This window comes from Actinomadura napierensis (assembly GCF_039529375.1).
GTDB classification, from domain to species: domain Bacteria; phylum Actinomycetota; class Actinomycetes; order Streptosporangiales; family Streptosporangiaceae; genus Spirillospora; species Spirillospora napierensis.
Map to the genome: position 1 here is coordinate 16,763 of NZ_BAAAMR010000116.1, position 11,737 is coordinate 28,499.

Annotated in this window: 13 protein-coding genes; 10 read left to right on the forward strand and 3 right to left on the reverse strand. The window is 73.0% G+C overall.

Features of this window, described 5'->3' with window-relative positions; all coding sequences use genetic code 11:
* Window positions 1-37: 37 nt before the first annotated feature.
* Entirely contained in the window at window positions 38-757 is a 720-nt protein-coding gene (locus tag ABD296_RS40695) for a TetR/AcrR family transcriptional regulator (RefSeq protein WP_344280676.1), read from the reverse strand.
* A 163-nt stretch (window positions 758-920) separates the two neighbouring features.
* Between ABD296_RS40695 and ABD296_RS40700 the strand changes: the two genes are divergently transcribed.
* The 3 genes from ABD296_RS40700 to ABD296_RS40710 all read left to right on the forward strand — a co-directional run bounded on the left by ABD296_RS40700 (window position 921) and on the right by ABD296_RS40710 (window position 4,524).
* Window positions 921-3,113: an MMPL family transporter gene (locus ABD296_RS40700; protein ID WP_344280680.1), complete on the forward strand. Its 2,193-nt coding sequence runs from the start codon at window positions 921-923 to the stop codon at window positions 3,111-3,113.
* 240 nt (window positions 3,114-3,353) lie between these two features.
* The gene (locus ABD296_RS40705; protein ID WP_344280684.1) at window positions 3,354-3,656 is read left to right on the forward strand and encodes a hypothetical protein; all 303 of its coding nucleotides are present in this window, start codon (window positions 3,354-3,356) and stop codon (window positions 3,654-3,656) included.
* Window positions 3,657-3,735: 79 nt separating this feature from the next.
* Entirely contained in the window at window positions 3,736-4,524 is a 789-nt protein-coding gene (locus tag ABD296_RS40710; RefSeq protein WP_344280687.1) for an SGNH/GDSL hydrolase family protein, read from the forward strand.
* Window positions 4,525-4,527: 3 nt separating this feature from the next.
* Here the strand turns inward: ABD296_RS40710 and ku are convergent, their stop codons facing one another.
* On the reverse strand, window positions 4,528-5,451 hold the full coding sequence (ku, locus tag ABD296_RS40715) for a non-homologous end joining protein Ku (protein ID WP_344280690.1): 924 nt from the start codon (window positions 5,449-5,451) through the stop codon (window positions 4,528-4,530).
* 117 nt (window positions 5,452-5,568) lie between these two features.
* Between ku and ligD (ABD296_RS40720) the strand changes: the two genes are divergently transcribed.
* The 7 genes from ligD (ABD296_RS40720) (at window position 5,569) to ABD296_RS40750 (ending at window position 10,805) form a co-directional block, all read left to right on the forward strand.
* Window positions 5,569-6,543, forward strand: a complete 975-nt coding sequence (gene ligD, locus ABD296_RS40720) for a non-homologous end-joining DNA ligase (protein WP_344280692.1) — start codon at window positions 5,569-5,571, stop codon at window positions 6,541-6,543.
* A gap of 24 nt (window positions 6,544-6,567) precedes the next feature.
* Window positions 6,568-7,473: a non-homologous end-joining DNA ligase gene (gene ligD / locus ABD296_RS40725; RefSeq protein WP_344280695.1), complete on the forward strand. Its 906-nt coding sequence runs from the start codon at window positions 6,568-6,570 to the stop codon at window positions 7,471-7,473.
* Window positions 7,474-7,612: 139 nt separating this feature from the next.
* Window positions 7,613-8,938 carry a dihydrolipoyl dehydrogenase family protein gene (locus ABD296_RS40730; protein ID WP_344280698.1) on the forward strand — a complete coding sequence of 442 codons (1,326 nt, stop codon included), beginning with the start codon at window positions 7,613-7,615 and terminating at the stop codon, window positions 8,936-8,938.
* Between the two features lie 37 nt (window positions 8,939-8,975).
* A complete protein-coding gene (locus ABD296_RS40735; RefSeq protein ID WP_344280701.1) occupies window positions 8,976-9,185 on the forward strand; it encodes a hypothetical protein in 210 nt (69 codons plus the stop codon).
* Between the two features lie 192 nt (window positions 9,186-9,377).
* Window positions 9,378-9,995 (forward strand): TetR/AcrR family transcriptional regulator, encoded by a 618-nt coding sequence (locus ABD296_RS40740; RefSeq protein ID WP_344280703.1) that lies wholly within the window; start codon window positions 9,378-9,380, stop codon window positions 9,993-9,995.
* Between the two features lie 115 nt (window positions 9,996-10,110).
* Window positions 10,111-10,344, forward strand: coding sequence for a DUF3107 domain-containing protein (locus tag ABD296_RS40745; RefSeq protein ID WP_344280706.1), 234 nt, complete (start codon window positions 10,111-10,113; stop codon window positions 10,342-10,344).
* 161 nt (window positions 10,345-10,505) lie between these two features.
* Window positions 10,506-10,805 (forward strand): GlsB/YeaQ/YmgE family stress response membrane protein, encoded by a 300-nt coding sequence (locus ABD296_RS40750; RefSeq protein ID WP_344280709.1) that lies wholly within the window; start codon window positions 10,506-10,508, stop codon window positions 10,803-10,805.
* Between the two features lie 132 nt (window positions 10,806-10,937).
* On the opposite strand, the gene ABD296_RS40755 is transcribed toward ABD296_RS40750, so the two are convergent.
* Window positions 10,938-11,737, reverse strand: an 800-nt coding sequence (locus ABD296_RS40755) for a polysaccharide deacetylase family protein (RefSeq protein ID WP_344280711.1), incomplete at its 5' end; no start/stop codon positions are given.

Genomic DNA, 11,737 nt, shown 5'->3' on the forward strand with positions numbered 1-11,737 from the left:
CTCGTGCTGTCCGGACGGTTCGCGCCGTCCGGGCCGCCTACTCCTTCGCGGGCGGGGCGTAGGTGAGGCCGAGGGGCGGGGCGATCTCCTGGAGCATGAGCTCGAACATGGGGGCGGCGTCGTCCAGCGCGAAGCTGAGATGGCCGAAGGCCTCCAGGCTGACGCTGCCCTGCAGGCGCACCCAGCACTTGAGGAACTGCTGGATCACGCCGAGCGGCAGCGCCACGCCGAGGCGCTCCGCGCGGTAGCGGCGCAGCTGGGGCAGCAGGCCGGGGTCGATCTCGTCGTCGGGCGGGACGGGGAACGGCTTCTTCTGCCACAGCTCCAGGAACAGCGACATGAACGTCCAGCCGAACTGCTGGGCGCACTCCTCGGCGAAGTCGGCCTGCTCGTCGGGGGCGAGGCCGCGGATCGGGGCGCCGAACAGCAGCCCGTACTCGCGGGGGTGGCCGAGCGACCAGCTGCGGAACTGCCGGGCCACCGACAGGAACTTGCCGCTCATGTCGTCGTGCGGCACCTTCGCGATGGCCGACTGCAGCTCGGCCGTCAGCTCGGTGTAGATGTCGCCGACGACGTGGCGCAGCAGCTCGGAGTGGCTGTCGTAGTAGCGGTAGAGCGCGGGCGCCGTCATCCCCATCTCGCGGGCGATGGCGCGCAGCGTCACCGCCTCGGGCCCGTGCTCGACCAGGATCCGCCGCGCCGTCTCGGAGATCTCCCGGACCGTCGCCTCGCGCAGCCGGTCACGCCGTGTCGTCACGCTCCGCCCCTCTTCCTCCCCGGTGCGGCCGCCTCCGGCCGCCTCCGCATGATTCCCCAAAAACACCATTGACGAAAGTGAACGTCATATGCAAAGTTTACAGCGTTCGCTAGTTTACGGCGTTCACGGACGTGACGCGGGGTAACAGGTAGGGGGAACGACGATGTTCGAGCGATGGGGCCGCTGGGTCCACCGCCGCCGGCGGTGGGTCCTCGCGGTCGCCGGCGCGGCGCTGGTCTTCGCCGGCGTCTGGGGCACGGGCGTGTTCGGCGCGCTGACCTCGTCCGGCGGCTTCGACACGCCGGGCAGCGAGAGCGCGCGGGCGACGCAGATCGCCGAGCGCGAGCTGGGCCGCGACCAGGCCGACGTGGTGATCCTCTACACGGGGCGCCCCGGCATGACGGTGGACGACCCGGCCTACAAGGCGTCGGTGGACAGGGCGCTGGGCGCCATCCCGAAGGACAAGGTCGCCGGGACGTCCACCTACTGGACGACCAGGGCGCCGCAGTTCGTCAGCAAGGACCGCACGTCCACCTACGCGGTGTTGCAGCTCACCGGCAAGGACGAGGGCGCGCGGCAGGACTCCTACGACGCGATCAAGGACGACCTCACCGAGGCCGGCGGCGGCCTGACCGCGAAGGTCGGCGGCTCCCTCGGCACGCAGACCGCGATCAACGAGCGGGTCTCGTCCGACATCGGCCGGGCCGAGGGCATGGCCATGCCGGTGCTGCTGGTGCTGCTCGTGCTGATCTTCGGCGGGCTGGTGTCGGCGAGCCTGCCGCTGCTGATCGGCGGCATCGCCATCCTCGGCTCGTTCACCGCGCTGCACGCGCTCACCTACGTCACCGACGTGTCGATCTTCGCGGTGAACATCACCACCTTCCTCGGGCTCGGCCTCGCGATCGACTACGGCCTGTTCATGGTCAGCCGGTTCCGCGAGGAGATCCGGCGGGACGGCGCGACCACCGAGGACGCGCTCGCCGCGACGATGGCCACCGCCGGGCGCACGGTCGCGGTCTCCGGCGTCACGGTCGCGGTGTCGCTGTCCGGGCTGCTGCTGTTCGACCAGAACTTCCTCGTCTCGATGGGCTACGGCGGCATCGCCACCGTCTTCGTCTGCATGGTCGGCGCGCTGACCGTGCTGCCGGCGCTGCTGGCCGCCCTCGGCCCGAAGGTGAACGCGCTGGCCATCCGGCGCCGCAAGGCCGCCCCCGCCACGGCTGAGAGCCGGGCGAAGAGCGAGGCGGACGGCTGGTGGGGGCGGCTCGCGCACAGCGTGATGCGCCGCCCGGTGATCTACGCCGTCGCCACCGTCGCGCTGCTGCTCACGCTCGGCAGCCCCTTCCTCCACATCAACTGGGGCGGTGTGGACGCCAAGGTGCTGCCGTCCGGCGCCGACGCCCGGGTCGTCTCCGAGGAGTTGCAGACCCGGTTCCCGAGCAACTCCACCGAGGCCGTCCAGACCGTGGTGACCGGCACGTCCGACCGGGCCGCGATCCAGTCCTACGGGGACCGGCTCGCGGCGCTGCCCGGCGCGACCGGCGCCACCGTGACCGGCGCGAAGGGCGACACGACGCGGATCGCGCTCACCTACTCCGCCGAGCCCGACTCGGCGGCGGCCCGCGACCTGGTCCACCGCGTCCGGGACGTCCCGGCGCCGCCGGGCGCCCAGGCGCACGTCGGCGGGAGCACGGCCGACGTCGTGGACCAGCTGTCCAGCATCGGCGGCACGCTGCCGTGGCTGGCGCTGCTCGTCGGCGGCGTCACGTTCGCGCTGCTGTTCCTGGCGTTCGGCTCGGTGGTGCTGCCGCTGAAGGCGATCGTGATGAACATGCTGTCGCTGTCGGCGACGTTCGGCGTGGTGGTGCTGATCTTCCAGGACGGCCACCTGTCCGGCCCGCTCGGCTTCACCGCCACCGGCGCCATCTCCCCGTCGATGCCGATCCTGATGCTGGCGATGCTGTTCGGCATCTCGATGGACTACGAGGTGTTCCTGCTGTCGCGGGTCCGCGAGCAGTACGACCTGACCGGCTCCAACACCACCGCGGTCGCGACCGGCGTGCAGCGCACCGGCGCCATCATCACCAGCGCCGCGCTGCTGTTCATCGTGGTGATCGGCGCGTTCGCCACGTCCGGCGTCGCGTTCATCAAGATGACCGGGGTGGGGATGGCGGTCGCGATCCTGGTGGACGCGACGGTCGTCCGGGCGCTGCTGGTGCCGGCGACGATGCGGCTGCTCGGCCGCGCGAACTGGTGGGCGCCCGGCCCGCTGGCCCGGCTGTACGGGCGGTACGGGCTCCGCGAGGGCGACTCCGCCGCGCCGCCGCGGGCGGCCGAGCCGGCACCCGTGCGCTGAACCCGGCTCCCCGGCCCCGGCCCCCTCTTCAGGGCCGGGGCCGGGGTCGTCGATCGGGGCCGCCTGTCGGGGCCGGTCGCGAGAAAAGGGCCGCCAACAATGGCAAAGCGGTTGTGGACCGCGCCACCCGGCGGGAAACTGAATGCCATTCGCCCGGCGCCGTTCGTGTGACGCGCACCGCGACGGCCGCGTCCGGCGACCCTGGTTCTCCCGGTTCACGGGTACTCCCCTGGAGGCATCATGTCCGCGTTGGCGATCACCGAAGCCGAGACGGCCTTCGGCCATCTGGAGCGCCTCACCGAGGAGCTGCGCTCGCGCGGCTGGACGGTGGAGATGGCCCCGCCGTCGGACCGCTGGCCCTCCGCCCTCGTCGCCAACCCCGACATGCGGATGTTCAACGAGAACGTGATCGCGGTGCAGGAGCGTTCCGACTCCTCCTGGTCGTACTTCTACAGCTGGGGCGAGCGGATCGCGCCGTGCACCGACCCCTCCGCCGCCGCCGCGATGCTCGGCCGCGTCCTCGCCACCCGCCGCGACGGCTGACCCCGCACGCCGCGCCGGGAGAACTAACTCACATTCCGGACGGCCTGGCGATCACCGCAGGTCAAATAGCATGTAGCTCATGCTCTGGACGCGTTACGCGGCGATCGGCGACTCCTTCACCGAAGGGGTCGGCGACCCCTGTGAGGGGGGCGCCGCCGGCGGGGGCTGGCGCGGTTGGGCCGACCGGGCGGCGGCCGAGCTCGCCGTCCGGTCGAACGGACCCGCCTCCCACGGGTTCGGCTACGCCAACCTCGCGGTCCGCGGCCGGCTGCTCGGCCGGATCATCGACGAGCAGCTCCCCGCCGCACTGGACCTGAAGCCCGACCTCGTGTCGGTGTCGGGCGGCGGCAACGACCTGCTGCGCCCCGGCGCGGACATCGACGCGCTCGCCGCCCGGATGGACGAGGCGGTCGCGGCGATCCGCGCGACGGGCGCCGACGCGGTCCTGTTCACCGGCGTCGACCCGGTCGGCTCGCCCGTCATCCGCCGCACCCGCGGGCGCGTCGCCGTCTACAACGAGCACCTGCGGGCGATCGCGGCCCGGCGCGGCGCGTTCGTCGTCGACCAGTGGTCCATGGACGTCCTGCGCGACTGGCGGATGTGGGGCGTCGACCGGCTGCACATGGGGCCCGAGGGGCACCGGCGCGTGGCGCTGGCGATGCTGGAGGCGCTCGGCGTCCCGGACGCGGGCGACTGGCGGAAGCCGGAGCTGGAGCCGCTGCCGGAGCTGAGCCGGGGCGCGCAGCGCCTGGCCAACGCCCGCTGGGCGCGCGGGTACCTGGCGCCGTGGATCGGGCGCCGGCTGCGGGGCCGCTCGTCCGGCGACCTCGTCACCGCCAAGCGCCCCACCCTCGCCCCGATCGAGTAGCCCTCACGCCGACTTGCGGGTGCGGCTCTTCGCCGGCTCCTTCTTGCCGCCCGACTTCGACGCCGTCTTGCGGCTGCGCGACGCGGGCTTCTTCGCCGGCGCCTTCTCCGACGACGACGATGAGGCCGCCGCCTTGCCGCCGCCTCCGCCGCCGCGGCTCTTCTTCGCGGCCTCGACGCTGGCGCGCAGCGCGCTCAGCAGGTCGGCGGCCGGCTCCTCCTCCGCCTCCTCGGACGGCCGGGTGACCTCGCGGCCCTCCACCTTCGCGTCGATCACCGACTGGAGCGCCTCGCGGTAGGCGTCCTTGTACTCGGTCGGGTCGAAGTCGCCCGCCATCGAGTCGATCAGCGACGAGGCCATCGACAGCTCCTGCTTGCGGACCTCGATGTCCTCGTCCAGGAACGGGAAGTCGGGCCGGCGCACCTCGTCCGGCCACAGCATCGTCTCCAGGACGAACACCCCGCCCCGCACCCGCAGCGTCGCCAGCGACTCGCGCTGCCGCAGCGCCACCTTCACGATCGCGACCTGGTCGGAGTTCTCCAGCGCGTCGCGCAGCAGCACGTACGGCTTGGCGCCCTGCGCGTCCGGCTCCAGGTAGTAGGACTTGGCGAAATAGATCGGGTCGACCTCGGACTCCTCGACGAACTGGAGCACATCGATGCGCCGGCTGGTGGACAGCGGCAGGTCGGCGAAGTCCTCGTCGGTGAGGATCACCATCTCGCCGCTCGGCAGCTCGTAGCCCTTGGCGATGTCGGCGTAGGGCACCTCCTCGCCGTCGACCGTGCAGACCCGCTTGTACTTGATCCGGCCGCCGTCCTCCCGGTGCACCTGGTGGAAGCTGACGTCCCGCTGCTCGGTCGCGGAGTACAGCTTCACCGGGATCGTCACCAGCCCGAACGAGATAGCGCCCTTCCAGATACTCCGCATGCCGTGTCCTTACCCAGCCCGTTCCGCTCCTCCCCTAGCGTCGCAACCCCGTTCGATTTGCGCCATAACGGACTCTTGATCCTTTTCTTCGGCGCGGCCATCGGGTAAGACGCCCGTATGACCATGCCATGGCCCGTCGAGCCGATGATGGCCGCCACCGGTGACCTCCCCGGCGACGGCGAGCGTTGGGCCCTGGAGCTCAAATGGGACGGCGTCCGGGTGGTGTCGCAGGTCTCGCCGGACGGCGTGCGGGCCACCGGCCGGCGCGGGAACGACGTGACGTCCCGCTACCCCGAGCTGACCGCCCTGTCCGACCTGCTGCCCGACCACGACGTCGTGCTGGACGGCGAGGTCGTCGCGTTCGACCGGGGCCGGCCGAGCTTCGAGCGCCTCCAGCGGCGGATGCACGTCGCCGAGCCGCACCCCCGGCTGATCCGCGAGGTCCCCGTCCGGTACGTGGTGTTCGACGTACTGTTCCTGGACGGCCGGGTGCTGTACGACGTCCCCTACGCCGAGCGCCGGGCGCTGCTCGCCGGGCTCGACCTCGCCGGCAGCGGCCCCGTCGAGGTGCCCCCCTACCTGCACGGCGGCGACACCTCCCAGGTGGACGAGCTGCTCGCCTTCACCGTCGAGGAGCATCTGGAGGGCCTGCTCGCCAAGCGGCTGGACTCCCCGTACCGGCCGGGCCGGCGCGTCGACTTCTGGCGGAAGGTGAAGAACTTCCAGACCCGCGAGGTGATCGTCTGCGGCTGGAAGCCCGGCCGGGGCCGGCGCGAGGGCGGCGTCGGGTCGCTGCTGCTCGGCGAGTACGACGCCAAGGGGCGGCTCGGCTTCGTCGGGCACGTCGGCACCGGCTTCAGCGACCGCGCCCTGGACGACCTGTACGAGGCGCTGTGGCCGCTGCGCCGCCCCACCAGCCCGTTCGACGAGGCCGTCCCGCGCGAGCACGCCCGCGACGCCCAGTGGGTTGAGCCGCGCCTGGTCGGGGAGGTCGCCTACAGCGCCCGCACCAGGGACGGCCGCCTCCGCTTCCCGTCCTGGCGGGGGCGCCGCGACGACAAGGACCCCCTGGAGGTCACCAGTGAGCAGTGAGTCCCCCGCGCTGGAGGACCGGTGGTGAGCGGCGAGCAGGTCGAGGTGGACGGGCGCCGCCTCAACCTGTCCAACCTCGGCAAGAACCTGTACCCGGAGTTCACCAAGGGCGAGGTCATCGACTACTACGCGCGGATCGCGCCGGTGATGCTGCCGCACCTGAAGGACCGTCCCGCCACCCGGATCCGCTGGCCGGAGGGCGTGGACGGCGGGAAGTTCTTCGAGAAGAACGCCCCCTCGCACACGCCGGACTGGGTGCGGACGGCGGAGATCCCCACACCGGGCAGCTCGTCCGGCCGGGAGACGGCGGACTTCGTCGTCGTCGACGACCTGCCCACGCTCGTGTGGTGCGCGAATCTCGCCGCGCTAGAACTGCACGTCCCGCAGTGGAAGGTCGGCCCGCGCGGCAAGCAGCACGCCCCCGACCTGGTCGTCTTCGACCTGGACCCGGGCGAGCCCGCCACGATCGTCGAGGCGTGCGAGGTGGCCGTGCTGCTCCGCGACGTGCTCGCCGAGGACGGCTTCGACTCCTACCCGAAGACCAGCGGCAAGAAGGGCCTGCACCTCTACGTGCCGATCAAGGAGCCGAACGACGCGGCGCGGACCTCGGAGTACGCCAAGGCCGCCGCGCAGCGCCTCGCGTCCGAGCATCCGGACCTGGTCGTCGCGCGGATGGAGAAGCGGCTGCGCAAGGGGAAGATCTTCGTGGACTGGAGCCAGAACAACCCGGCGAAGACGACGGTCGCGCCGTACTCGCTGCGCGCGGCGCCCAGCCCGTCGGTGTCCGCGCCGCTCGACTGGGACGAGCTCGGATCCTGCCGCGACGCCACCGACCTGGTGTTCTCCCCCGACGAGGTGCTCGCCCGCGTCGAGCGGGACGGCGACCTGCTGGAGCCCCTGCTGGTCGGGCGGCGCCGCGCCCTCCCGTGACGCGCCCCTGACACGATCTCTCACTTTCCGGGCGCCGTATGTGTCCGAACCGGCACGCTCCGGCGTCGTCTTCCGCCACCATGTGCACGGGGGACGCGATGTGAGCGGGCACACACCCGCCGTGCGGAAGGAAGAACAGTTGTCGCAGAACCATCACTACGACGCCGTGGTGCTGGGCGGGGGGACGGCGGGAGAGCTGGTGGCCACCGGCCTGGCCCGCGCGGGGCGCGACGTCGCGCTCGTCGAGAACCGCCTGGTCGGCGGGGAGTCGCCGTACTTCGCCTGCGTTCCGTCCAAGTCGCTGCTGCTGTCGGCGCGGCGCGGCGAGACCTGGGAGATGGCGGTGGCCCGCCGCGACGCCCTGACCGGGCACCGCACCGACGAGCGGATCGTCGCCCGGATGGCCGAGGAGGGCGTCACCGTGCTGCGCGGCCGGGGCCAGGTCACCGGGCCCGGCCGGATCGAGGTGGACGGCGCCGAGCACGGCTTCGCCGACCTGGTGCTGTGCACCGGCAGCGAGCCGGTGATCCCGCCGGTCGACGGCCTCGCCGACGTCCCGCTGTGGACCAGCGACGGCGCCCTGTCGGTGCCGGACCTGCCGCGCCGGCTGGTCATCCTCGGCGGCGGCCCGGTCGGCTGCGAGCTGGCGCAGGTGTACGCGGCGTTCGGGTCGCAGGTCGCGGTGGTCGAGGCGTCCGGGCGGCTGCTGACCGCCGAGGCCCCGTTCGCCGGCGAGGTGCTCGCCGAGGCGCTCCGCCGGATGGGCGTCGACCTGCGGCTCGGCGCCGACCTCTCGCATGTGGAGCGCAAGGAGTCGGGGCTGCGGCTCTGGCTCTCGGACGGCGGCACGCTGGACGCCGACCGGATCCTCGTCGCGGCCGGGCGCCGGCCCCGGGTGGAGGGCCTCGGGCTGGAGGCGCTCGGCGTCGCGACGTCCCCCGGCCACGGCGTGCCGGTGGACGAGACGTGCCGGGTGCCCTGCCCGGCCGGCGACGTGTGGGCGGCCGGCGACGTCACCGGCGTCGCCCGCACCACGCACGCGGCCCGCTACCAGGCCCGGCTGGTGCTGGCGAACCTGCTCGGGGAGCACCGCGCGGCCGACTACCGCGCGATCCCCCGCGTCGTCTACACGACGCCGACCGTCTACGCGGTCGGGATCTCCCCGAAGCAGGCCGAGGAACTCGGAATAGACCTGCTCACCGCCGGGTACGACCTCGCCGCGACGGCGCGGGCGGCGGTGGAGGCCGACGAGCGCGGCCGGGTCGAGCTGTACGCCGACCGCTCCCGCGGGCTGCTGATCGGCGCCGTCGCGGCCGGACTCTACGCGGAGGAGTGGATGAGCGAGATCGCGCTGGCCATCCGCGCGGAGACGCCGCTGAGCGTGCTCACCGACGTCGTGCACGCGTTCCCGACCTACGGCGAGTCCGTGGAGGCGCCGCTGCGGGAACTGGCCGGACGCCTGTGACGGATCTTCCGAAGGGCTCGTGCGAGGAGGACGCCCGATGAGCGAGACCGACGACCTGCGGCGGGAGCCGCAGCCCGACGACGCCGCCGACGCCAACGAGGCCGACCGGGCCGAGCAGCGGGCCGACCTGGCGGGCGAGGGCGAGGAGGCGGCCGAGTGGCCGGGCCAGGTGCCGATGGACGTCAACGAGGCCGACGCCGCCGAGCAGCACCGCGAGGTCCGGCTCGACGAGGACGACTACCGGTAGTCCCCGGGGGGCGGCGGCCCGCTCGTCCGGCTGCGGCGGGTCGCCGCCGGAAATACACTGACCTGCGCGCGCGAGGAATGTCGGGGTGCTTTGTTAGTGACCCACGAGGTTACCGGCGCGTAGGATGATGGGATTGTTTCCCCGCGACGGAAACCCTCTACCGTCGCGCTGATCTGGTGATCGGAGAGTGTGGTGACGGCTACCCCGGACGCCCGCCCCCGTGGCACGCGCCTGCCGCGGCTGGCGCGCCGCAGGCAACTGCTCGGCGCGGCCCAGGAGGTGTTCGTCGCGCAGGGGTACCACGCGGCGGCGATGGACGAGATCGCCGAGCGTGCGGGAGTCAGCAAACCCGTGCTCTACCAGCACTTCCCGGGCAAGCTGGAGCTGTACCTGGCCCTGCTGGACGAGCACGCCGAGGCCCTGGTGAAGACCGTGCGCGACGCGCTCGGGTCCACCACGGACAACAAGCTGCGCGTGCAGGCCAGCATGCAGGCGTTCTACGACTTCGTGGCCGGCGACGGCGAGGCGTACCGGCTGGTCTTCGAGTCCGACCTGCGCAACGTGGCGCCCGTCCGGGCCCGCGTCGACCGCGCCAACCAGCAGTGCGCCGAGATGATCGCCCAGGTGATCGCCGAGGACACCGGCGCCGCCAGCGACGAGGCGCACCTGCTCGGCATGGGCCTGGTCGGGATGGCCGAGGTCAGCGCCCGCTACTGGCTCTCGCAGCACCGCGCCATCCCCAAGGAGACCGCCGAGAAGATCATCGCCCGCCTCGCCTGGCGCGGCATCTCCGGTTTCCCGCAGATCTGATTGCACCGCCCTCGGCGGTCGGGCCCTGGGGGCCGTGACCGCATCGGTGATCGTGCGACCATCGTGGAGGGCCGCCCCGCGCGTGGGCGGGACGGACGGACGAGGGGAGCAGCGCGTGCAGGTTCGCATCGGCGTGCAGAACGTGCCGAAGGAGATCGTGGTGGAGACCGACCAGTCCGCCGACGAGGTGCAGGACGCCCTCGCCGGCGCGCTGGCCGAGCCGAACGGGGTCTTCGTGCTCAAGGACCGGCGCTCGGGCCGGGTGGTCGTGCCGGCCGGCCGGGTCGGCTACCTGGAGATCGCCGAGGACGAGCGGCGCGGCGTGGGATTCGGCACCCAGTACGCGTGAGGCCGCGCCGGGGGGCGCGCGGCCGCCTCGGGCGGTTTTGACACGGCCGTACCGGGCTTGACCAGGATTTTGTTTCATTCCGGCAGAACGGGCATACCGGTCTGCGACCACGGGCCCGAGGGAAACTCCGGGCCGACGGAAACGGAATGGACTGATCTGACATGCTCACGACGATCCTCTGGTTCATCGTCGTCGGTGCCGTCATCGGGGCCCTGGCACGGCTCCTGCTTCCCGGGCGCAACCCGATCGGCATCCTGCTGACGATCGCGGTCGGCATCGTCGGCGCGATCGTCGGCGGCGTGATCGCGAGCGCGCTCGGCGCGGGCGCGATCATCGCCTTCGTCTTCGCGGTGGTGATCGCCGCGATCGGCGTCGCCGCGCTCACCTCCCTCAACACCCGCGGCGGCGGCGGATGGCGGCACAGCGGCTGGCGCGGCCGGCGCCGCAGCCGCACCTTCTGACCGATCCCTCCGGCCGGGGGTTCCCCCGGCCTCCGGCCGGACTCACCGGCGGAAGGCCCCCGCTCCACGCGAGCGGGGGCCTTCCCCTGTGCCGGGTCACGCGGCGGCGCTGGGCCACGCGGCGGTCCGGGGTCAGGGCGAGGGGACGGGGACGCCCACCGCGCGGAAGATCTCCGGACGGACGAACCGGCCGAGCCGGCGGTAGGGCACGCTGAACGGCCGCCAGGCCCGTCCGCAGGCCATGCTGTAGCCCAGCGCGGGCTCCGGCGGGTAGAAGTCGATGCCCGTGCGCGTCGGCATCAGCGAGACGTTGCCGTCCTCGATCATCGCGGCGGTGACGTCCCCGCCGTCCGGGTCCGCCGGCTCGCCCTCGCACAGGGAGCCGCCGCCGGGCCCGTACTCGACCAGCAGGCGGGTGAAGGCATGGGTGCCGGCCGCCGTGAGCGCGCCCGCCTGGAAGAAGTCGCGGGGCGGCACGGCGCGCCCGGTGGTGAGGTCGACCGTGACCATCTGCGCCGTCGCCGTGGTCCTCGTGACGACCGTCCCGCCGTAGGCGTAGCGGACGGAGAACAGCTTCGGCCCGCTCAGGCCCACCTCGTAGGTCACCTTGCCCGTGTAGGGGGTCGGCGGGTCGCCGGTGCCGTTGAACGCGGCCATGTCCTTGCCGGCCGTCCGCGCCCAGCGTTCGGCGGGCTCGCGGACCAGCGCGTTGACCTTCGTCTGCAGCGCGGCGGGCAGCCCGCTCAGCTGCGGATAGCTCGCCGTGACGCGGGTGGCGGGACGGCCGGTCGTCCGGACGACCGACACGGGCCTCACGCGCACGTCCGTCCGCGAGTCCGGGGGGCCGCCCCCGGAGGCGGCCGTGTAGGCCCCCGCGCCGCCCGCCGCAAGCGCCGCGGACGCCGCGACCGCGGCGGCGACCTTGGCGCCGG

Bases quoted from the DNA above. Each gene is read 5' to 3' on its own strand.
- ku (WP_344280690.1), bottom strand. From the start codon at position 5,451: ATGCGGAGTATCTGGAAGGGCGCTATCTCGTTCGGGCTGGTGACGATC.
- ABD296_RS40735 (WP_344280701.1), top strand. From the start codon at position 8,976: ATGAGCGAGACCGACGACCTGCGGCGGGAGCCGCAGCCCGACGACGCC.
- ligD (WP_344280692.1), top strand. From the start codon at position 5,569: ATGACCATGCCATGGCCCGTCGAGCCGATGATGGCCGCCACCGGTGAC.
- ABD296_RS40705 (WP_344280684.1), top strand. From the start codon at position 3,354: ATGTCCGCGTTGGCGATCACCGAAGCCGAGACGGCCTTCGGCCATCTG.
- ABD296_RS40700 (WP_344280680.1), top strand. From the start codon at position 921: ATGTTCGAGCGATGGGGCCGCTGGGTCCACCGCCGCCGGCGGTGGGTC.
- ABD296_RS40750 (WP_344280709.1), top strand. From the start codon at position 10,506: ATGCTCACGACGATCCTCTGGTTCATCGTCGTCGGTGCCGTCATCGGG.
- ABD296_RS40710 (WP_344280687.1), top strand. From the start codon at position 3,736: ATGCTCTGGACGCGTTACGCGGCGATCGGCGACTCCTTCACCGAAGGG.